General features: G+C 41.8%; 21 protein-coding genes. 17 read left to right on the top strand and 4 right to left on the bottom strand.

The genetic code is table 11. The annotated features are described in order from the left end of the window. Positions 1-72 precede the first annotated feature (72 nt). Both ACQKL0_RS11300 and ACQKL0_RS11295 read left to right on the top strand, forming a co-directional pair. Entirely contained in the window at positions 73-2,868 is a 2,796-nt protein-coding gene (locus ACQKL0_RS11300; protein WP_427687646.1) for a 5'-nucleotidase C-terminal domain-containing protein, read from the top strand. A 77-nt stretch (positions 2,869-2,945) separates the two neighbouring features. Continuing rightward, positions 2,946-7,277 (top strand): endonuclease, encoded by a 4,332-nt coding sequence (locus ACQKL0_RS11295; protein WP_427687644.1) that lies wholly within the window; start codon positions 2,946-2,948, stop codon positions 7,275-7,277. A 76-nt stretch (positions 7,278-7,353) separates the two neighbouring features. On the opposite strand, the gene ACQKL0_RS11290 is transcribed toward ACQKL0_RS11295, so the two are convergent. Continuing rightward, on the bottom strand, positions 7,354-8,151 hold the full coding sequence (locus ACQKL0_RS11290) for a peptidoglycan-binding protein (RefSeq protein ID WP_427687642.1): 798 nt from the start codon (positions 8,149-8,151) through the stop codon (positions 7,354-7,356). A 552-nt stretch (positions 8,152-8,703) separates the two neighbouring features. Here ACQKL0_RS11290 and ACQKL0_RS11285 point away from each other — a divergent pair. Together ACQKL0_RS11285 and ACQKL0_RS11280 are read left to right on the top strand one after the other, a co-directional pair. Further along, positions 8,704-9,024, top strand: coding sequence for a hypothetical protein (locus ACQKL0_RS11285; protein WP_427687640.1), 321 nt, complete (start codon positions 8,704-8,706; stop codon positions 9,022-9,024). Positions 9,025-9,048: 24 nt separating this feature from the next. Further along, on the top strand, positions 9,049-9,294 hold the full coding sequence (locus tag ACQKL0_RS11280) for a hypothetical protein (protein ID WP_427687638.1): 246 nt from the start codon (positions 9,049-9,051) through the stop codon (positions 9,292-9,294). A 37-nt stretch (positions 9,295-9,331) separates the two neighbouring features. Here the strand turns inward: ACQKL0_RS11280 and ACQKL0_RS11275 are convergent. Together ACQKL0_RS11275 and ACQKL0_RS11270 are read right to left on the bottom strand one after the other, a co-directional pair. After that, positions 9,332-10,659 (bottom strand): IS3 family transposase gene (locus ACQKL0_RS11275; protein WP_427687636.1). Its coding sequence is split into 2 segments (ribosomal slippage): positions 9,332-10,413 and positions 10,413-10,659, totalling 1,329 coding nucleotides; the frame shifts between segments, so codons are not numbered across the junction. A gap of 284 nt (positions 10,660-10,943) precedes the next feature. Continuing rightward, entirely contained in the window at positions 10,944-11,531 is a 588-nt protein-coding gene (locus ACQKL0_RS11270; RefSeq protein ID WP_427687634.1) for a GNAT family N-acetyltransferase, read from the bottom strand. A gap of 155 nt (positions 11,532-11,686) precedes the next feature. Between ACQKL0_RS11270 and ACQKL0_RS11265 the strand changes: the two genes are divergently transcribed. The 10 genes from ACQKL0_RS11265 to ACQKL0_RS11220 all read left to right on the top strand — a co-directional run bounded on the left by ACQKL0_RS11265 (position 11,687) and on the right by ACQKL0_RS11220 (position 17,614). Next, positions 11,687-12,199 carry a DUF1572 family protein gene (locus ACQKL0_RS11265; RefSeq protein ID WP_427687632.1) on the top strand — a complete coding sequence of 171 codons (513 nt, stop codon included), beginning with the start codon at positions 11,687-11,689 and terminating at the stop codon, positions 12,197-12,199. Beyond that, positions 12,199-12,603: a PH domain-containing protein gene (locus ACQKL0_RS11260; RefSeq protein ID WP_427687630.1), complete on the top strand. Its 405-nt coding sequence runs from the start codon at positions 12,199-12,201 to the stop codon at positions 12,601-12,603. Before ACQKL0_RS11265 ends, ACQKL0_RS11260 begins: the two co-directional genes overlap by 1 nt. Positions 12,604-12,625: 22 nt before the next feature. Beyond that, a complete protein-coding gene (locus ACQKL0_RS11255) occupies positions 12,626-12,961 on the top strand; it encodes a VOC family protein (RefSeq protein WP_427687628.1) in 336 nt (111 codons plus the stop codon). Positions 12,962-13,006: 45 nt separating this feature from the next. Continuing rightward, on the top strand, positions 13,007-13,471 hold the full coding sequence (locus ACQKL0_RS11250) for a VOC family protein (RefSeq protein WP_427687627.1): 465 nt from the start codon (positions 13,007-13,009) through the stop codon (positions 13,469-13,471). A 13-nt stretch (positions 13,472-13,484) separates the two neighbouring features. Next, positions 13,485-13,622: a hypothetical protein gene (locus ACQKL0_RS11245; protein WP_427687625.1), complete on the top strand. Its 138-nt coding sequence runs from the start codon at positions 13,485-13,487 to the stop codon at positions 13,620-13,622. A 171-nt stretch (positions 13,623-13,793) separates the two neighbouring features. Then, the gene (locus tag ACQKL0_RS11240; RefSeq protein WP_427687623.1) at positions 13,794-14,726 is read left to right on the top strand and encodes an ABC transporter ATP-binding protein; all 933 of its coding nucleotides are present in this window, start codon (positions 13,794-13,796) and stop codon (positions 14,724-14,726) included. Further along, positions 14,723-15,679 carry an ABC transporter permease gene (locus ACQKL0_RS11235; RefSeq protein ID WP_427687621.1) on the top strand — a complete coding sequence of 319 codons (957 nt, stop codon included), beginning with the start codon at positions 14,723-14,725 and terminating at the stop codon, positions 15,677-15,679. The genes ACQKL0_RS11240 and ACQKL0_RS11235 overlap by 4 nt, the downstream gene beginning before the upstream one ends. 201 nt (positions 15,680-15,880) lie before the next feature. Continuing rightward, on the top strand, positions 15,881-16,201 hold the full coding sequence (locus tag ACQKL0_RS11230; protein WP_427687853.1) for an antibiotic biosynthesis monooxygenase: 321 nt from the start codon (positions 15,881-15,883) through the stop codon (positions 16,199-16,201). A 112-nt stretch (positions 16,202-16,313) separates the two neighbouring features. Next, positions 16,314-16,478, top strand: a complete 165-nt coding sequence (locus tag ACQKL0_RS11225; RefSeq protein WP_427687619.1) for a hypothetical protein — start codon at positions 16,314-16,316, stop codon at positions 16,476-16,478. A 308-nt stretch (positions 16,479-16,786) separates the two neighbouring features. After that, the gene (locus ACQKL0_RS11220; RefSeq protein ID WP_427687617.1) at positions 16,787-17,614 is read left to right on the top strand and encodes an STAS domain-containing protein; all 828 of its coding nucleotides are present in this window, start codon (positions 16,787-16,789) and stop codon (positions 17,612-17,614) included. Between the two features lie 164 nt (positions 17,615-17,778). Here the strand turns inward: ACQKL0_RS11220 and ACQKL0_RS11215 are convergent, their stop codons facing one another. Further along, complete coding sequence (locus ACQKL0_RS11215; RefSeq protein ID WP_427687615.1) at positions 17,779-18,303, bottom strand: GNAT family N-acetyltransferase; 525 nt, start codon at positions 18,301-18,303, stop codon at positions 17,779-17,781. Positions 18,304-18,421: 118 nt separating this feature from the next. Here ACQKL0_RS11215 and ACQKL0_RS11210 point away from each other — a divergent pair, with 118 nt between their 5' ends. The 3 genes from ACQKL0_RS11210 to ACQKL0_RS11200 all read left to right on the top strand — a co-directional run bounded on the left by ACQKL0_RS11210 (position 18,422) and on the right by ACQKL0_RS11200 (position 20,543). After that, positions 18,422-18,571, top strand: a complete 150-nt coding sequence (locus ACQKL0_RS11210; RefSeq protein WP_427687613.1) for a hypothetical protein — start codon at positions 18,422-18,424, stop codon at positions 18,569-18,571. A gap of 214 nt (positions 18,572-18,785) precedes the next feature. After that, positions 18,786-19,430 (top strand): FMN-dependent NADH-azoreductase, encoded by a 645-nt coding sequence (locus ACQKL0_RS11205; protein ID WP_427687611.1) that lies wholly within the window; start codon positions 18,786-18,788, stop codon positions 19,428-19,430. A gap of 357 nt (positions 19,431-19,787) precedes the next feature. Then, positions 19,788-20,543, top strand: coding sequence for an SDR family NAD(P)-dependent oxidoreductase (locus ACQKL0_RS11200; protein WP_427687609.1), 756 nt, complete (start codon positions 19,788-19,790; stop codon positions 20,541-20,543). The last annotated feature ends 3 nt before the right edge of the window (positions 20,544-20,546 follow it).

The raw sequence follows: 20,546 nt of genomic DNA, 5'->3' as shown, positions 1-20,546 counted from the left end.
TTGTATCCTTGGTGGGCATGCTAATGAAACCTTATATCGGCATAGAAATAGAATGGGGAGGAATTATTTTTTATGGGGAAAAAGAAAATGATTCAATTAGCGTCAGCCACCGTACTGGCCGCATCAACAATCGTCGCAGTGGCACCTGTGCAAACGGATGCTGCAACAACAAGCTTAAACAGTAAAATCAAGACAGCCAAGGCCACCATCAAAAAGCCATTCGACACGTACTTCTACTCTTCTAAACTCGCTTCCGTATCCACCATCAAGAAACAAACCAAAGCAGCCAAACAGGCGAAAAAAGACATAACCGCTTCGATTAAAAAGTCAACCTTAACGAAAAAACAAAAAGATGCAAAGCTTAAGGAAATCAAGTCCTATGATAAATACATAACACGGGCAGAGGGTTATGTGAAAGGCTATCAAAAGGCGGAAAAGGCTAAGGCGGCCCATAATAAAGCACTTAAGTCTCTGACGAATTCCGTCATCGCCCAAAAACCGACGGAAGTTAAGAAAAAATATAATGCACTGGATACAGCCGTGAAAAAGGCCGAAAAGGACATTAAAGATACCGTGTACGGCGCCAAGATTGAAGCCCTTCTATACGATAAGTTCACCAAGGCAACGAAAAAATCCTTAAACGGGGATCTTAAAGTTCCGTATTACTATGAAAAGGCCGAGTATTGGATCGCTAAAGGGGACTTGAAAACGGCTGCCAAACGGATGAACGCCGTTTCAGGCCAGTTGAAAAAGGTAAGCAAAACATCGAAGCTCGGTAAGGCCATCCATGCATACGCGAAGAAAGTAAACGGAAAATATGAAGCGGCCCTAAAAGCCGAAAAGAAATATGCCGAAAAGAAAAAAGCAATAGAAAAGAAAGTAAGTGCGTACGAAAAGCTGGCAAAGGGGCCACTTAAGACGAGAGCACAGATCAACGCGGCAAAACAAGCGAAAGCGGCTATTGATTTGACTGGAATCAATAAAGCGGATATCAAGGCTTTCCAAGCAAGGATTGCCGCAGCGGACAAGTTGGTCGCAAAAGCTGAACAAGGGCTTCAATTCAACCTATCTTTAATGCATACGAATGACACGCATGCTCATTTGGATAACGTGGCCAAACGGGTGACTGCCGTTAAGGAAGTAAGGGCAAGCAAGCCAAAGGCGCTTTTGATTGATGCAGGTGATGTATTCTCAGGAACCTTGTATTTCAATGAATTCAAGGGTCAGGCCGATCTTCAATTCATGAATTTAATGAAGTATGACGTGATGACATTCGGGAATCATGAGTTTGATTTAGGGTCAAGTGAAGAAGGCCATCAAGCATTGGCGGACTTTATTAAAGGCGCCAAGTTCCCATTTGTCAGTTCGAATGTGGACTTTTCCAAAGATGATAAATTTAAAGGGTTATTCTCGGATTTGTATTCAAGTGAGCCTGAAAAAGGAAAAATCTACAATGGCATCGTGAAGGAAATCGATGGTGAGAAGGTCGGGTTCTTTGGCCTGACGACAGAAGAAACGAAAGACATTTCAAGCCCTGGAAGTATCGTATTCGAGAACTATCTGAAAGAAGCAGAAAAAGCCGTGAAAGCCTTCGAAGGCATGGGCGTGAATAAAATCGTCGCCATCTCCCATCTGGGCTATGATGACAATGCCGAATATGATAATGATTTAACGCTGGCGGCTAAGGTGAAAGGGATTGATGTGATCGTCGGTGGACATAGCCATACGGAGTTAGATGCACCAGTCGTGATCAGTAAGGATGAAAAAGGAAAAACGAAGGATCCGACCCTGATTGTTCAAGCTTATCAATATAGTGATTATCTAGGCACACTCGATGTGGAATTTGATAGTAAAGGGAAAATAATAGGGCAAGCGGGACAATTGATCAAACTAGCCGATAAACAGGATGATGCAGAAGCGGCCAAGAAGTTGGAAACCTACTCCAAGAAGATTAAAGAGGTAAAAGAAACTACTACGGGCGCAACCGCAGTGAAGGAAATGGCCAGTCCGCGTGACTCAGGTGACGTCACGAAACCAAGTGTCCGTAAAAATGAAACGGAATTAGGAAACTTGATCACCGATGCCATGCTGACGAAAGCAAAGGAATTTAATAAAGACACGGTCATCGCTTTCCAAAATGGTGGAGGCATCCGTGCTGGAATCGATCAGGGTGACATCACATTAGGGGATATCCTGACCGTTTTACCGTTTGGCAATACACTGGCGACAATGAAGCTAACGGGTGAGGAAATAACCCAAGCGTTGGAGCATAGCGTGAGCCAGGCACCGAGAGAGAGTGGCGGTTTCCTACATGTTTCTGGCATGAAGTTCACCTATGACAGCACGAAGGATGCGGGTCAACGTGTACAAAAGGTTGAAGTAAAAGGCCAAGATGGAACGTATAGCGAATTGGATAAAACCAAGCAATACACTGTAGCCACCAATGCCTTTACGGCTAAGGGGGGAGACGGCTTTACAGTCTTCGCAAAAGCCTATGAAGAAGGAAGGGTGACGGATATCGGCCTTCCTGATTGGGAGAACCTTGCGGATTACGTAAGTCAGTTAAAAACGGTCAACCCAGCCATCGAGGGACGGATTAAGGACGTTTCTGGAAATACACCAAATCCAGAACCAGGTACACCTGAAGATCCAACCAAAACTTACGAGGGTGATACTGAGTTGGATATTACAAATCTCTCATCTTTGGACAATATAGTAGTCAAAGGTAATTTAACCTTGACTGGAACTCCTTCAGAGACCATTACTATTTCAGATGTGACAGTGGAAGGGGATTTGGATGTATCGGGGCTGAATGGGAAAAGAGTAAATCTGGCGGGCATCACAGTTAAGGGAGACACCATTTTTTAATAGATAAGAAGAAATATATAGGATTCATTAACAGAAACATTGCCAAGGTTTAATGAAAAACTGGAGGGGTTGAGTACTTGAAGAAAAATGGGATAAGTAAGATGTTCTTTGCCATATTATTAGTTCTATCAACGATTTTGCCATACGCAGCGGTCGCAAAAGCGGAAGAGTTCCTATCTGTAGCGGAAGCCATCGCGAATAACAGTGGGAAAGGTAAAATGGTGAAAGGATATATCGTAGGAACAGCTACTAGTGGTACAAGCTATGTCCAAAAAGCACCTTTTAGCGTAAATACCAATATAGGAATCGCGGATAGTCCGGATGAAACCGACAGTAAAAAAATCATGCCGGTTCAGCTACCTAACGGGAACATTCGGTCATCCTTGAATTTAGTGGATCACCCGGAGCTACTCAAGAAACAGGTGACGATTACCGGGTCACTGGAAGCCTATTTCAGTGTTCCTGGTCTGAAATCTCCAACCGCTTACACACTCATTAGCGATGGTGGCAACCCGCCGGAGCAACCTGATGTGAAGGTTTTGGATTCCCTTGCAAAAGCACGCGCGAATACGGAAGATGTGGTGCAGATTGAAGGAATCGTTACGACAGGGGTTGGCTATTGGGGAGGAAAAGGCTTTTACATCCAAGACGAAACCGCTGGACTCTATGTGTATGGAACTTCATGGACAACGGATGTAAAGCAGGGAGATAAGGTTCGATTAATCGGCAAGGTCTCTGCTTATAATAACGAATTGCAAATTCAACCTACATCCCTTGAAGTGGTTTCATCCGGGAATGCCCTTCCTGAAACCCAATTAATCGATGCGGCAGGAGTAAATGAGGCCACACAAGGAGAGCTAGTTACCATTGAAAAGGCGACCATCACTGAATTGGCTGCTTCTGGCACATACGGAACATTCGAATTTAAAGCGATAGATGAGAAAGGTCATTCCGTACTCGTTCGCCATGATAATCGGAATGGTTCAAGTTATGAGGATTTCCAAAAGAGCTTTAAAGAAGGAGACCTCATTTCCGTCACTGGAATCGCATCACAATTCAATGATGCATATCAGCTTAAGCCAAGAGGGCTTGAAGACTATGAATTGGTGAACAAACCAGCTGTGTATACGGATATTTATCCTGGTACTGTCAGTGAAAATACAAAAATATCCCTTGAATCTGGCTGGGAAGGGGCAAAGATTCATTATACGTTAGACGGTTCTACTCCGACCTCTTCAAGCACGTTATACACAGGACCGATTACATTAACGAAAGATACAGACATCAAGGCAATCGCCGTGAACGACAAAACATCTGAAGTATTCACATTTTCCTATATCGTCACGAAAACGAATGATTTGAAGATTCGTGACATCCAAGGAATGAATCATTTTTCACCGTATGAAAATCAGCTCGTCTCCAATGTCGAAGGTGTCGTCACGTATGTAAAGGATGCCAATAACTTTTACATGCAAGATCCTAATCCGGACAAAGATTTGACGACGTCGGAAGGAATCCTTGTCTACAACAAAGCGCATGGGTTGAAAGCGGGAGATTCCGTCTCGGTGGATGGTAAAGTTGTGGAATGGTATGTCGAGGGCTACGCTGAAATGAAAACGACGGATCTGCCAACGACTGAATTGACCAATACGACTATAAAAAAGACGGGTACTCAAGCCCTTCCGAAACCGATCGTTATAGGCAAAGATGTCATCCCACCTTCTGAAAATATCGATGATGATCAACTGACTGATTTCGAACCGACAGAAGACGGAATTGATTTTTATGAGAGTTTAGAAGGAATGCTTGTAGAAGTCTATCAACCGAAAGTGGTAGCTCCCCAAGATTATGGTGAACTGGTTGTGATTCCGGGAGATATGAAAACAAATACGGCAGTGGGCGGAGTCAAAGTAACGGAAGAAGACTACAACCCAGAAAGAATCACCCTGGATATGGATGATGAAAAATTCGTCGCAAAAACAGGAGACTTCTTTACTAGTAATGTTACCGGAGTAATCAGCTACGGCTATAGCAACTATAGAGTGCTGACGGACAAAAACAAGCTGCCGACATTACAGGATGGCGGAACAGCCAGAGAAGTGACGTCGTTATCAGCAGATTCTGATAAACTATCGATCGCGTCTTATAACATAGAGAATTTCTCGACACAAACGGCTGATTCAAAGGTTACTATAATAGCAAATTCCATTGTTACGAATCTAAAAGCGCCAGACATTATCGGCGTGACGGAAATGCAGGATAATGACGGGGCAACAGATAGCGGTACGACGGATGCTAAGCAAAGTGCACAGAAAGTGATCGACAAAATCAAGGCATCAGGTGGACCAACCTATCAATATATTGATATTGCTCCAGAAGATAAAGCGGATGGCGGGGCACCTGGTGGAAATATCCGCGTAGGCTTTTTGTATAATACAGACCGAGTGAAATTAGTTGAGGGAACAAAAGGGAAGCCGACGGAATCCGTTGCGTATAAAGGAGATAAGCTTACCTTGAATCCTGGTAGAATCGATCCTACTAATTCGGCTTTTTCTTCAAGTAGGAAGCCATTGGCTGCCCAGTTTGAGTTTAAAGGGGAAAGTGTAGTCGTCGTCGCCAACCATTTCAATTCCAAGGGCGGTGACCAACCTTTATTCGGGAAAAATCAGCCACCTGTCCTATCAAGTGAGGTTCAAAGGCTAAAAATTGCGTCCATCGTCAATCAATTTGTCAAAGGAATCACGGAAGAAAATCCTGATGAACATATTGTATTGCTCGGGGATTTCAATGACTTTGAATTCTCAGCACCACTTAAAGAGTTAAAGGGTAAAGAATTAACCAATATGATCGAGAAAGTACCGTTTGAACAACGTTACTCGTACACATACCAAGGAAATTCCCAAGTACTCGATCATATTCTTGTATCCAACAATATGGCAGAATCCACAGAAGTGGACATCGTCCATATTAACTCATCCTTCATGGAAACCCATGGACGGGCAAGCGATCATGATCCTGTATTGATTCGGACGGACTTAACGGCGTCAGGAGCAGTAGAACCTATCGTTCCAGAAAAGACGTACCATCTATCAAAGTTCAAAACAAAAAAACTTACGATTGCGTCACCGAGCGTTTTGATCGATCTTGATGGGGACTCTACCATCGAAGAGGGCATCTTTATCAAGAGTGACTTGGCCAAACTACAGGGTTCCGGTTTGAAAAATACAAGAGTGAACCTTGAGCCGACCAAAGCAGGTGCCATCATTGACTTTGGTGGAGCTGAGGTAAAAGAAGTCATCATTAACAATGACAATATCAAAGAAATCCGAGGCGCCGAAAATGTTCAGAAATGGACGGCGAAAGAAGGTGTCAATACGTCTGGAATCAAGTTCTTGAATGCAAAAGGGGAAGCGATTGCTTCTCCTTTCGCTTCAAAGGAGAATAAAGCCCCAGTTGTAAAGAAGAAAATAGAAAATGTAGATGTAAAAGTGGGTTCGACGGTTACTCTTAATTTACGTGAGTACTTTGAAGATCCCGATAACGATTCACTTACCTTTTCGTCTACATTCGGTTCAGTAGTAGGGTCAACATTGACCCTTCCAACCGATAAAGTGGGAAATTACATTGTCGCTGTAACAGCAAAGGACAAGTCTTCAGAAGTGATTGCTCGTTTCAGCCTGATAGTATCAGGGGATAAGCCACTTGAAGCATATTACCAAAAAGCGTCCGGAAAAACGGGCAACGAGTTGAAAGCGACGCTACACACCATCATCAAAAGTCAGACAAAGTTGACGTATGCTCAAGTATGGGATGGCATTAAGGATGCAGATGAAGATCCCGATAACCCTAAGAATGTCATCTTGCTGTACTCTGGCAAATCCATTTCGAAAAGTTCGAATGGAGGGAATTCTGGACAGTGGAACCGTGAGCATGTTTGGGCTAAATCCCACGGGAATTTTGGGACAAGCGTAGGTCCTGGGACAGATCTTCATCACCTTCGTCCGGAAGATGTGTCGGTGAATAGTAAACGAGGGCATCTGGATTTCGACAATGGAGGTAAAAGCTATAGCGGATGTGACTGTAAGGTTGATTCGGATTCATGGGAGCCACCTGACAATGTTAAAGGCGATATCGCCCGCATGTTGTTTTATATGGCCGTTCGCTATGAAGGAAACGGCGAACTTGATTTGGAGTTATCGGATACGGTCAATACGTATCCAAAGCCGCTCCATGGAAAGTTATCAACGCTTTTGGAGTGGAATGAACTCGATCCAGTTGATGAATTCGAGAGCAACCGCAACGAGGTCATTTATGAAAAATGGCAGCACAATCGTAATCCATTCATCGACCATCCTGAATGGGCCAACGAGATTTGGGATGCGGCCAAGGGTTTGAAAAAAGCGAGTTAGTTCTGATAAAACTAGCAAATGACGAAAAGAGCATGGATAATACCATGCTCTTTTCGTCGTTATAACTACTAGATTATTAGTCTACTATTGTCACCTTGACTTGTTTTTTACCCCAGATTAGGGCATCCGATTGTTTAGGGATGAATACATCGATCTTATTCCCTTTAATCGCTCCCCCAGTATCGACGGCTAGGGCTTTTCCATAGCCTTCCACTTCCACTGTTGAACCTAATGGAATCACACTTGGATCGACGGCGATTACTTTGGCATCATCATATTTCTTCAAATCTACGCCCATTCTCGTAATACCCGAGCAACCTGTACAGCTAGCCGTGTAAGCGGTACTTGAAACCGTCAAAGTCTTCGAGTTGTTACTAACCGAATGGGCTTTCGTTTCTAGCTTACTCATGGTTTTTGCCCCGGCAATTCCGTCGGCAGTCAATCCTTTTTGTCTTTGAAATGTGGAGACGGCTTGTTTTGTCCCGCTGCCGAATATCCCATCAACCGTTGATGTGTATACATCCCACACCTTCAATAATTTTTGCAAATCGGCCACATGCTTACCGATGTCCCCCGTGCGGAGAACCTGTATTTTTTGATTCGTTTGTAGACCAGCTATTCCATCGGCTTTCAGGTTCGACTTTTCCTGGAATTCCTTCACCGATTCTTTTGTAATGGAACCGTAGTACCCGGTTGCCTCATGATAGGGATAGACCCCTTTTGTCAGCAATGATTCTTGTAATTCCTTTACATCACTATGGCTTGTACCTTGCGATAGCGTACGATCTCCAAGGGCAGCTTCACCTTTAGTCGGCATCGCTAATCCTATCATGAATATCGAAACCGTGATGATCATGCATATAATGTTCTTCATGTTTGTCCTCCTTGTTGTATCTCACGTATACAATTCGTTCGGTTACGGATTCTTACGTGCAGGGAACGGAAAAACACCGCAAAGGGACCAAGGAACTGTTAATACATGTAACGGACTCGGAGAAAACGGGGAGGTTCGATGTGATTACAAATCCCTTGTTTTAAGGGATTTGGTTGTTTTTGTATTTTGAATTGTGCAAGATTGAGAGGTTAAATCTCGTTCCGGGCATTTGACCGATAAAAGGCCGAGATTGACCGATAAATAGGCGAGTTTGACCGATAAAACCTGCAATTTGACCGATAAATGAATGGAATGTAAAAGGTTTTGATGAAAAAGTGTCATGATCCCTTGAAATGTATGAAATTTGAGCTAGTTTGCGAGTGAAATGATTCAAAATCAAGACATACAGCAAAAAACCACTATTTATAGTTAAGTGGCTGGTAAATCTGTATAAGCTATCTACTGATTCGCAAGGAGTTTTTATGGAATTTATTAACTATAGACACTCTTAAGCCTTATAATGTAATCAATGGATTGATAGAGGAGGTATATATGTATACATACGAGTCATTTGCAGTAGATGGAGTCTTTACGTTATTGAGGCCGATGCTCATTACGTTTGTCATCATGGGCTTTCTTTTGTTCATAGGGGTTATTTTTCAAAAAAGGGTCTATTCGTTTATCCATGCTTCGACGGTCATCATCCTATCCCTACTATCTATTATTGTTTCTGCTCAAGTGGTCTTTTACGAAGGAGTCATTGTCGATGAGCTTGGATTGGGCGGAGATGCGATGACTACCTACATTTTCTTGGTCATTATAGGTTTCAGCATAGTCAATCCATTGATTTATTTCAGTCGGCACAAGCGGTGAGTTAAGAAGGGAGGGTAAAGTGATATGGAAAAAGTCCTTAGAAAATGGGCGAGTTATGGATTCTTACTTGGTTTGGCCATTTCTATCTTATTAGTTAGTAATAAAGATGTAACCCATGTGCAAGGAGGGACTATTACGCAGGCGAAACCTGTGTTTGACTATATCCTCTCTTTACTGAGATATAGTATTATTTCGATGTTTGTCTGTTTATTTATTGGGTGGCGGAGCATGGAAGGAAAAAAAGAAAAAAAGGAAAGAAGATATTATTGAACTGGCACCCTTGTCAAGGACACATAAAAAAAAGAGGTTAAGCAGCTAGAAGATGATTCCTATATTGAATGGGGGTCATCTTCTTTAAATTCCATTGGTATCGAGAATAGTTATAGTAAATCATATACTGTTTGATTTTAGCCTTCAATTCCTCTAACGATTGACAAGACTCGTAGTCTACTTCATCTTTCAAATGGCCAAAAAAAGATTCTTGTGGCGCATTGTCCCAACAGTTCCCGCGTCTAGACATCGATTGTCCTAACCCGTATTTATTTAGTAACTTTTGATAGGTAGGGCTTGTATAATGACACCCTTGATCGGAATGAATAAAGGCATCTTTATGTAGTTCTATCTTCTTGTTGCTCATTAATTTATCTATGGTTTTTGTGGCGATGTCTAACGTGATTCGATCAGAAATATGATAGGCTAAAAGTTCATTAGTGGAACCATCTTTTATGGTAGACAAATAAGCCACCGCTTTATTTCCGTATGGCAAATAAGTAATATCCGTTAATAATACCTTCCCGGGGATTCCTTGCTTGAATTCCCGATTTAACTGATTGGGCACGACTTGGTGCTCCTTGGTCGCTTTTGCGATCTTTTTATACGGATTAGATTTTCTATATGGACAAACGATCTGATACTTTCTCATAATCCGCTGAATCTTCTTCCGGCTATAAACAATACCGAACTCATTCTCCAATACCATTTTGATGGAACGGGAACCTTTCTTATAACCATGTCGGTTAAACGCCTTTAGGATTGTGGCCTTAGCCTCTCTATCCACTACTTCCTTTTCTAATCGATGTTTGGAAGCTTTCAAGAAGCTATAGTATCCCGAACGGGATACCCCTGTTAAGTCACAAAAGTATTTCGTCAGGTTCTTAAAATCATTTTCCTCAATCGTTTCTTGTATCAACTTAAATATCTGATTGGTTTGGAGTTTTTCGCTTCTGCTGAACAGCCTCCTTTCTGTCGTTTCTAGCTTTTTTAAAAGTTCTACTTGTCCTTCTAACAGCTTAATTCTGGCTTCTTGTCTTTGAATGATTTCCTCTTGTGTAAGTTCTCGTTTGAGTGGCCTACCTGAAGCGTTTTTTCGGGAATCTGACAGTCCATTAATCCATCTTTTTCATAGGCCTTCTTCCATCTATAGGCTGATTGTTCGACCCGTTTCATTCCAATGATATGGACATCAAATCCATATTCTTCAAATATTTGTCTAGGAAGTTTACCAGCTAAATATTCTTCAATAAATGTTTGTTTAAACTCATCTGTATAGGTAATCGCTACCTGACTGACACGCTGTACATGAGGGTTGTTTTGAAGTATTTTTATGTCTTGATCTGTAAACGTCACTTTGCTCATAGTAAATCCCCTACTCCACGATATATAAGAATTAAGTATATAAAAAAATACCTATAGATGAAACACTCTTTTTCAAGTGTCCAATCTATAGGTACCAGTTTATATCTTGAGTTCTTTTTTATAGTTTTTATCCTTGCGGTCATTTCGAGCCTTTTATTAAATTGGTAATCCTTTAGCTAAAGAGAGGTTGAAGAAAAAGAGGAAGCCTGTACAAAAATCACTCATGAATAGTAAGTGGGTACTTATCATTCCTCCAACTAAAGCAGCTTGAAAGGACAAGCTGCTTAAATGTTATTTTCCATTTTGGGCTGATGAAGAGAGGAGAACTCTTTTTGTAGTATGGAGTACATGTTAAGATCTCGATGTTTGCCTTTTACGAAGATGGTTTTTCTCAAGGTTCCTTCAAAGGACATCCCTATTTTCTCCATCACCCGGGCGGATCCTGTATTCTCCACGAAACATCTTGCTTGAATTCGAACGACATTCATCCGGTTAAAGCCAAAGGCAATCACTTCATTGGCCGCTTCTGTCATGATTCCTTTTCCCCAATAATCTGGAGAAAGTACATAACCGATTTCGGCCACACGATGCCCGACCAGCCATGAGACAAAATCAATGGTTCCGATGATCTTCCCAGTCTCTTTATACTGAATTCCCCATGGAGCGACATGCTTATTCTCATACTGTGTCATGGCAAATTCAATAAAATCTCTAGTATCTGCCAGTGTCTTATGGTTTTCCCACGTCACGTATTTTGTCACTTCTTCATCAGAGCCGTAAACATGAATATCTTCAGCATCTTCCCACGTTATCTTCCTCAGGATCAGGCGTTCTGTTTCTAAAGTAGGGAAATTTTCGAATGGATTCTCCATTTTATCATCTCTTTTCTTAATAATAATTACCATTATATAGGAAATTATTATTCCGGTCATTTACTTTATAAGGTAAAAACTTATCCCATTCAATCAGCGTTTCTGAGAAGGAAATTCCCCTTCCATAGAGAAATACATACAAAGGGGATGGTGAGATGTCAAACGATATTTCTTCTGAATATATTAGGGTGTTTAAACGGCGGTTTAAGGATATGAAATATACAGCGGATCAGGCGATGGAGCAGCTGGATGAGGAGATGTTTTTTTGGTCCCCGAATGAGCAATCCAATAGCATTGCCACGATCGTGAAGCATATGAGCGGGAATATGGTTTCCCGGTGGACGGACTTTTTATATACGGATGGGGAGAAACCGACGAGGGACCGGGATGCGGAATTCGAGCCCGCCATCACCAGTCGAAAAGAGTTGATCGAAGTGTGGGAAAAGGGATGGAATGTCCTTCTTTATTCCTTGCATGCCATCAAGAAGGAACATCTGCTTCGAGACATATTCATTAGAAAAGAACCCCATACCTTGATTGAGGCCCTTGAGCGGCAACTGTATCACTATTCCTACCATATCGGCCAGATCGTCTATATAGCCAAGCTGCTAAAGGGGGATGCCTGGGAGAGTTTGACCATCCCAAAACGAGTAAAAGGAGAGTTTTAATGAAATTTCAATCAAAGAAAGATTGGTGGACTTACCCCGTCTTCTTCGGGATCATCATCGCAGTCTTCATCCCGCTTTTCACGGATCAAGATCTGACAAGTATATATATAGGCGTGCCAGTCGCAGGTTTGATTCTTTGGATATGGTTTACGACCTATTATGTCATTGAAAGGAATAGTCTGGTCGTTCGGTCTGCATTCATTCATAAAATCATCCCGGTCTATGAAATCAAATCGATAAGGAGAACATTTAATCCACTTTCTTCGCCAGCGCTTTCACTCGATCGGTTGGAAATCCTATATGGGAATGGAAAAATGGTGCTCATTTCCCCGGAAAATCGTGAAAAGTTCCTTGAAGAATTAAAGAAATTGAATCCCTCGATTGTCATTGTCCAAAAGAAATAATGAAAAAATGGGAGGCGAGAAAATGAAATTAGCTTTTTTATGTCATCCAGTCAAATATTTAAAAGGTTCATCCCGTTACTATCGGGAAGTGTTGGGATTTGAGGAAGCTTGGCAGGAAGGGGACCATACGGTTGCACTGAAGCTTCCGGATAGTGATGTGCAGTTAATGCTTGAAGATGATGAGGAAGGATACTCGGCTGGTGGCGTTTTTATCGTGGATAGTGTGGACCGGTTCTACCGTGAAAACAGCACATTGGATTTCGTGAAGGAACCATGTGATATCCCACCAGGTAGGTACGCCATCTTTCAAGATCGCTCGGGAAACCCGATCCGCATCATCGATAAAACGAAGAGTTGAAGGGGGACGACCCCTCTCATATGAAAAGAAGAGGAGGGCCAACGCATGATCAAAGGCCTGTATGAAGCACATCTACCTGTATCAAACCTTGCTCGATCCATCGAATTTTATAAAAAACTGGAGTTGGAATTAGCCTTTCAAAATGATACTCTAGCTTTCTTCTGGATCGAAAAGGGTCGTAGTTGGTTAGGCTTATGGGAAACGGTTCAAGTGCAAACCCCTTATCACCCTTCGCTGAGGCATGTCGCCTTACATGTGGACAAGAAGGATATCGAGCATGCGAAAGAATGGCTGGGGGATAAGGGGATTCAGATAAAAACAGCTTTCGACTTTCCACCTGATAGGCAACCGCTTGTTTTACCGAATCACCCCCATGCCCACGCAGCCATATACTTTCAAGATCCCGATGGGAACTCCCTCGAATTGATCACCCCTTTACGATTGGATATCGAAGAGGACTTTCCCATGATGTCCTTGGAGGAATGGAGTAAAAGAAATAGATTGTACTAAGTGGGGGAGGTGAATGAATCGATTACTTGTATGGGGCGCCTTATTCACTACCACCGCTACTGTTTCCTTCGTTACGAATGGTTATTGTCTCGATGGCATTAAGACCATTCCAACCCATTTCCCCTCAAAAAGTGTTACGTTAATAGATTAATAGTATGCATAAAAACTATGACATTTCCCATTGGAAAATCTGCTTAATTATAAGAAACTATACAACATATTTTGGCAGTCGTAATTGCAAATCGGATGGAAATTAAGTGGATATTATGGTACGTTTTAGTTGTGGACTTATAGGTCAATTCAAAAAAAAGGTAGGTATACTATGTCGGAAACAGTTCTTAAGGTTCAATCCTTGAAGAAAAAAATTGGGAAAAACGTCATTGTCGATGATGTGAGCTTTGAAATCAAAAGCAATGAAATATTCGGTTTGCTTGGTCCGAATGGAGCGGGGAAAACGACGATTATCCGGATGATCACCGGTCTTATTAATCGTACGGGCGGCAGCGTCATGATCAAGGGGCATGATCTTGATAAGGATTTTGAAGGGGCAATGAACCAGCTAGGGGCCATTGTCGAAAATCCAGAGTTCTATAAATATATGACGGGCAGAAAGAACATCATGCATTATGCCCGCATGTCACACCATAAGATTACTCCCGAGCGGATCGAAGAAGTAATCAAGATCGTAAAATTGGAAGAGGCCATCGATAAAAAGGTGAAGACGTATTCATTAGGCATGCGTCAAAGACTTGGTGTAGCACAGGCTATCTTACATAAACCATCTTTATTGATTTTTGATGAACCGACCAATGGTTTGGATCCACAAGGAATACGTGAATTCCGTGATCACTTGAAGCTGCTGGCAAGTGAAGGCGTGGGCGTGTTGATTTCTTCCCATCTCCTTTCAGAAATGCAATTAATGTGTGATACCTTTGCCATTATCGAAAAGGGTAAACTGATCCATACGGAAGAAAAGAGAATAGAAGAAAAACAAGAAGACATTCATGAAGTGGCCTTTACGGTCAGCGATGGGGAGCGGGCAAAAACGATTTTGCTAGAAGAGTTTCCTAATCTTCCCATGATCAAGCATAATGCGGAATCCATTTCCGTATCAGCGACACGTGGACAGACGGCCCGTATAAATAGTAGTTTCATAAAGAATCAAATCGATGTCTTTGAAATCGTGGTTACTAGAAAGTCACTAGAAGATAAGTTCTTTGAAATAACACAGCAGGGAATGAGGGAAACGGTATGATGTCCTTGATACGAAATGAATGGATGAAGATTTTTCAAAAAAAATCGAGCTATGTGTTTATTGGTTTCCTTCTATTAATGGTAATCGGCTCGGCGTTCATTGAAAGTAAACTGAACCCAGTCGATAAAGATGCAGACTGGAAGCAGGATGTGCGTGCAGATATTAAAGAGCAGGAAAAACAAATGAAAAGTCCGGAATTTGATGACGAAGACAAGGAATTCTTCAAGGAACAAATGGAAGTCAACGAACAGCTTCTGAAGGAAAACATAAACCCGAACCTTCAAACGAACTGGACGTACATGGCCGAATGGACGACATCCATCACATCCTTCATTACTTTATTTGTCGTCATCGTTTGTAGTTCCCTGGTGTCTTCCGAATTTTCGGATGGAACAATTAAGCAGTTGTTGATCAGACCGTATAAACGTTGGAAGATCCTTCTATCCAAATACATAACGTCCCTTTTATTTGCGGCATTATTGCTTGTGATTTTACTCGCATTCAGTTTTCTAATCGGTCTTTTGTTCTTTGGAAATGGCTCCTATTCAGATAAAATCATGGATCCGACTTCTTTTGGATTCGCACCTGTGTTAGTTGGCGAATATGTTGTGAATATGATGGTCTATTGGATCCCTGGATTCTTGGTGATCACAGCCATCGCTTTCATGTTAAGCACATTATTTAAAAGCCAAGCCCTTGCAGTGGGGATTGCCATCTTCATTTTATTTGCTTCTTCCACTTTGACTGCGATCATTCAGTCGTTCATAGAAAAAAATGAGTGGTTAAAGTTTGTCCTGTTCCCGCATCTCGATTTAAGAGGATATATCTCTGAGACGGTGAACATGTTCGATGGGGCATCCCTTGGATTCTCTATAGGTGTGCTCGCCGTCTATTATTTCCTATTTTTAGCGCTAACCTTTTTCTTCTTTCAAAAAAAGGATATTACGAATTGATGGTACAGTACGTAGGAAAAATCGGAATCCCGCTGGGGTTTCGATTTTTTTGTGCACTCACTTTGATTGTAACGGGTGGTGATTTCCTCATAGGGATTCAATCCATTAAAAAAATATGAGCATCTTGATGACTATTGATTGACAGTGAGAATCATTATTGATTAAACTGGTTAATAGATAACAGAGAGAAGGCGATACATGATGTTCGTGCAAATGAAAAAAACAGTAGTAACAGAAGGCCATGCTGATCAAATCGTGCAAAAGTTCAGTAGAGAAGGTTTGATTGAAAAGCAGGAAGGGTTCGTCGATCTAAGTGTATTGGTCAAAAAAGTGCGACGGGGCGATGAGGAAGTAATCATCATGATTCGCTGGGAGTCAGAGGAATACTGGAAGCAGTGGGAGAAGAGCGATGCACACATTGCTGGACATAAAGCCAAACTTGGCAAGCCAAAGCCTGATTATATCGTCAGTTCAGAAGGCGGATTATATGAAGTGAAAGCAGTGAAAACAACAGGAAAGTAATACATGAGGCAGCCAGCATATTTATGATGGCGGCTTTTTTTTTATATGCAAAAGGCTACTCATGCATACTCCTTCCATGATAAGACACCCTATATCATGGAGGTGATATCATATGGATCAATCAAATTTGAAAAAAGATGAAAAGCAAAAGCGTGAAGATAATTTAGTCGGCGGGGAAGATTTTACGATGCAACAGCTTTTGAACGGGATGAATGGCATCTCGGAAATCTATCGTGATGACAATAATGAGGAAGACGAAAAAGAAACGACCGAATAAATAGGGATGTGCATGTAAGCATAGCTGAAAAGTTATGCTTATTTTTTGTTTATGGTTGAATAAACGGGGTCCGTGGTCGAATTAACGCAAAACGTGGTCGAATAAAGGGATTCCGTGGTCGAATTGATCACAAAAGGGGAGGAGGCATTAAAAATGAGGTCGAAATATCACCCGTGTAGGACAAGTTCACTACAGCCATTCGACTTTTTCTTTGTCCGATAGCCACTTTTTATTAGTATTTAGCAGGAAAAACCTCCTGTCACAGAGAAATCTAGGAGTACAGATGTGACGAAAAAGGAGTGGGTATGTTGAGTTTTCCCATTAACGAAGAAGACAAAATCATGGAGTTCCTCCTAGATAAAAAGGAAGATTTCGAGTACCGAATTTTGGAAGAGGCAGTCAATGTTAGAGAGAAAATCGAGGAGATCCTGCTGATTGGGAATGTGGACCTTCTTAATAATGCGCATAAGCTGGTTCGATACATTGTGGAACAGAATGAAGAAGCCATCATCGCTTTTGCTGAACAGGAAGGAGAAGCGTGGGCTACGCATTCCTTGACACTTTCATTCAAGTTGGAATGGGTTCAGGCCATTCGCAGAACGCTATGGAATTTCCTTTATGAATATGAACAATTACAAGATACCTTCAATAACGTGGAAGTGTTTTTCGATTTAGAGAAGAAAGTGAATGAACAGGTCGACCAATTTCTTAAAGCTTTCTTCATTCGATATTCGGATTATAAAGATCGTTTGATCCTATCGCAACAGCACTTGGTGGAGAACTTATCCGTCCCCATCATTCCGATTACACCAAGCATTTGCATCTTGCCCTTGATTGGGGATATGGAAGAATCACGCATGTATATCATCGAGGAAAAAGTATTGATCGAGATAGGCAAACTGGGGATAGAAGTTCTGATCTTGGATTTATCGGGAATTATCGATATGGAAATTTCCGTCCTAAGAAAGTTAATGAACATTCTGGATGGGACGGCGATGATGGGATGTAAAGCGGTCATCACTGGCCTACGTCCTGAAATCGTCACGAAAATGGTACGAGCTGGTGTATGTTTTGGGAATAAAGCGGAAACAAAAGGAACGTTACAACAGGCCTTGCAGGATTATTTAATCATATAAGTCAAGACGAAGTAATCTCTCCATATCGGTTATATTTTGATCGGGATTACGGAGAAAAAACAAGTTCTACATGGTGGAAATGCCGTTATCGATGGAGTCCAACGAGAAATAGGAAATCAGAGGCTGCCCAAGATCAAGCTTGGGGCAGTCTCTTTGTGCATCCCCTACTTGATCAAAGAATACATATACGTATCGTGCGGGACCCCGTTTTGATACATGTACTTTCGAAGGATCCCTTCCTCGGCAAAGCCTGCCTTTTTCAAAACGTGACTGGATGGAACATTTTCGGTAAATACCACCGCACCGATTCGCGTTAGACCAAGCTCATTGAAACCGAAGGCTAGTATTTCTTTGAGCGCCTCCGTCATATACCCTTGATGCCAATGATCCGGATGGAGTTCATAGCCAATTTCCGCTCTTCTGTTTTTCGGAAGGTAGGCGTGAAATCCGATCGTCCCAATCAGTCCAGGTATCCCTTTTCTTTCGATTCCCCAACGGATGGCCCGTTTCTCCTTATAGTTCTCAGCGAATTTTCCAATGATTTCCCTTGCCTGTTCGATACTTTCGAATGAATCTTGCCCGTAAAAACGCGTAAGGTCATCATTGGAAAAGCACCGGTAGATTTCTTGGCTATCGCTTTCGGTAATTTCCCTTAAGGTCAGCCTTTCTGTCTCGAGTATCGGAAACATCTGAATCATCCCCTTCCATTTTTGTTATTCGACCTTGAGAAGAGGAATCCTGCCCTATACATGTTTTTCTAATTACCGGACAAGATATGCTTATCCTTTACTTAAAGGGGGGATGATCATGGGGAAAAAGCATCGTAATCGCATCAGTTCACCGAAGAAGAATAACCACATTCCAGAAGAAGCCATCATTGCCGAACATGAAGCACACGGCAAAGAATATTCTGCGGAAAGACATAAGCGAAGCCATCCTGGCCAAAGTCAAGATTAGAACAGAACCGCTTAGCCTTAAAGGCCGAGCGGTTTTTAATAGCGGAAGTGGTGCATACATGAAGATATTATTATTCAAAATATAATAAATGTATAATGAAAACTAATCTAATTAATTGACAGAACAAGGTCAATGAGACAAAATATAATTATCTTGAAATAAAGATACATTATTTAAAAATAACTATATATAAGATAAATGAGGAGAATGAATAATGAATGTATTAGTAGTGAAAGCCAATAATCGTCCGGCAACAGAAGGAATCTCAAGCAAAATGTACGAAACGTTCATGGCTTCATTAGAAGGCAAAGACGTAAACGTAACAACGTATGATGTGTATGAAGAAGATACACCGTACTTCGGACAAGAAATTTTCAACGCGTTCGGCAAAGTGCAAACAGGCGGAGAGTTAACGGATATAGAATCACGTCTTTTGGCTGCTAAACAAAAAGCGATGGACGCAATCACTGCAGCGGACGTAGTGGTATTCGCGTTCCCATTATGGAACTTAACCATCCCGGCTAAATTGCATACGTTCATTGACTATGTCTTTGCGGCAGGATTCGCATTCAAATATGATGCAAATGGGAACATGGTTCAATTAATGACAGACAAAAAAGCAATCTTCCTAAACGCTCGTGGCGGAGTTTACTCAACACCGGAAGCGGCTCCAATGGAAATGGCTGTTAACTACATGCGCAACGTATTTGGCGGCATCTTCGGCATGGAAATCATCGATGAGGTCATCATCGAAGGACACAATGCAATGCCTGATAAAGCACAAGAAATCATTTCTGCAGGATTGGAAGAAGTGAAAGCTTCTGCACAACGCTTAGTAGAAATGGCTGTTGAAGCATAATAATATAGAGGGAAAATCACAAAAAGGCATTTGAGCTTCGACTCGAATGCCTTTTTTGAGTAGTGGAGAAGGACCTATTTTGAAGAAGCTCAATATGCTGTGGACCATTTAGAATAATATTCATCATGAAATCCAACAAAAAAAACGTTGATCTGATTCAGCGTTTTTTTGTTGGATTTTTTAACGATAAACAATCAATAGAGGATGCCAGGTGAGAAAACAACGTGTGCATCGACTTAATCCCATGGTCGTGGGATTGATAAGGGATATGTTTTAAGGGTAGTTTAATTATATAGAGACAAATTTTTGATTTTATTACTAGAAAAAGCAATAATCATGGTGAAGGAAGGTGTTTATATGAAAAAATTAGAAGATAAAGTGGTCTTGATTACTGGTGGTGCTGGTGGAATCGGTGCTGGTATGGCGCATGCGATGGCGAAAGAGGGCGCAAATGTTGTCATTGTCGATGTGAATGAAGAAACAGGAAGGAAAGTGGAAGCCTCGTTGCAACAACACTCACCTGATTCGATGTTCATTCGATTCGATTTAACGAAGCATGATGAGCTGAAAGGGTTAGTGGACCAGGTTGTGGAGAAATACGGAAAGCTGAATGTGCTCGTTAATAATGCCCATGTATCGAGACAAATTCCCTTTATGGAAACGACTAGAGAGAATTTGGATCTATCATTCAATACCGGATTTTATCCAACTTTCTATTTAATGCAGGCGGCCGTTCCCCATCTAAAAGAAACGAAGGGGAATATTATCAACTTCGCTTCAGGAGCGGGGATTAAAGGGCAGCCGACACAAGCGGCCTATGCAGCGGCAAAAGAAGCGATTCGTGGTCTTACCCGTGTCACGGCCAATGAGCTTGGCGGATTTGGCATCACCATCAATCTCATTTCTCCGATAGCCAACTCGGAAGGTGTGCAAGCTTGGGCCAAAGCGCATCCCGATATGTATGAAGGGATGCTGGCGGGCATTCCGGTGGGACGCTTGGGTGATCCCGAGGAAGACATCGGTCGCGTGGCTGTATTCTTAGCTTCCGATGATAGTAAATATATTACTGGTCAAACGTTGATGGTAGACGGTGGATCCATCATGTTGCATTAAAAG

The sequence above is a fragment of the Peribacillus sp. NPDC097264 genome, assembly GCF_050277925.1.
GTDB lineage: Bacteria > Bacillota > Bacilli > Bacillales > DSM-1321 > Peribacillus.
This window is presented reverse-complemented; position numbering and strand designations above follow the sequence as displayed.

Excerpts from the sequence above, each read along its gene's own strand:
- ACQKL0_RS11300 (WP_427687646.1), top strand. The coding sequence starts at position 73 with ATGGGGAAAAAGAAAATGATTCAATTAGCGTCAGCCACCGTACTGGCC.
- ACQKL0_RS11290 (WP_427687642.1), bottom strand. The coding sequence starts at position 8,151 with ATGAAGAACATTATATGCATGATCATCACGGTTTCGATATTCATGATA.
- ACQKL0_RS11285 (WP_427687640.1), top strand. The coding sequence starts at position 8,704 with ATGTATACATACGAGTCATTTGCAGTAGATGGAGTCTTTACGTTATTG.
- ACQKL0_RS11280 (WP_427687638.1), top strand. The coding sequence starts at position 9,049 with ATGGAAAAAGTCCTTAGAAAATGGGCGAGTTATGGATTCTTACTTGGT.
- ACQKL0_RS11270 (WP_427687634.1), bottom strand. The coding sequence starts at position 11,531 with ATGGAGAATCCATTCGAAAATTTCCCTACTTTAGAAACAGAACGCCTG.
- ACQKL0_RS11265 (WP_427687632.1), top strand. The coding sequence starts at position 11,687 with ATGTCAAACGATATTTCTTCTGAATATATTAGGGTGTTTAAACGGCGG.
- ACQKL0_RS11260 (WP_427687630.1), top strand. The coding sequence starts at position 12,199 with ATGAAATTTCAATCAAAGAAAGATTGGTGGACTTACCCCGTCTTCTTC.
- ACQKL0_RS11255 (WP_427687628.1), top strand. The coding sequence starts at position 12,626 with ATGAAATTAGCTTTTTTATGTCATCCAGTCAAATATTTAAAAGGTTCA.
- ACQKL0_RS11250 (WP_427687627.1), top strand. The coding sequence starts at position 13,007 with ATGATCAAAGGCCTGTATGAAGCACATCTACCTGTATCAAACCTTGCT.
- ACQKL0_RS11245 (WP_427687625.1), top strand. The coding sequence starts at position 13,485 with ATGAATCGATTACTTGTATGGGGCGCCTTATTCACTACCACCGCTACT.
- ACQKL0_RS11240 (WP_427687623.1), top strand. The coding sequence starts at position 13,794 with ATGTCGGAAACAGTTCTTAAGGTTCAATCCTTGAAGAAAAAAATTGGG.
- ACQKL0_RS11235 (WP_427687621.1), top strand. The coding sequence starts at position 14,723 with ATGATGTCCTTGATACGAAATGAATGGATGAAGATTTTTCAAAAAAAA.
- ACQKL0_RS11230 (WP_427687853.1), top strand. The coding sequence starts at position 15,881 with ATGTTCGTGCAAATGAAAAAAACAGTAGTAACAGAAGGCCATGCTGAT.
- ACQKL0_RS11225 (WP_427687619.1), top strand. The coding sequence starts at position 16,314 with ATGGATCAATCAAATTTGAAAAAAGATGAAAAGCAAAAGCGTGAAGAT.
- ACQKL0_RS11215 (WP_427687615.1), bottom strand. The coding sequence starts at position 18,303 with ATGTTTCCGATACTCGAGACAGAAAGGCTGACCTTAAGGGAAATTACC.
- ACQKL0_RS11210 (WP_427687613.1), top strand. The coding sequence starts at position 18,422 with ATGGGGAAAAAGCATCGTAATCGCATCAGTTCACCGAAGAAGAATAAC.
- ACQKL0_RS11205 (WP_427687611.1), top strand. The coding sequence starts at position 18,786 with ATGAATGTATTAGTAGTGAAAGCCAATAATCGTCCGGCAACAGAAGGA.
- ACQKL0_RS11200 (WP_427687609.1), top strand. The coding sequence starts at position 19,788 with ATGAAAAAATTAGAAGATAAAGTGGTCTTGATTACTGGTGGTGCTGGT.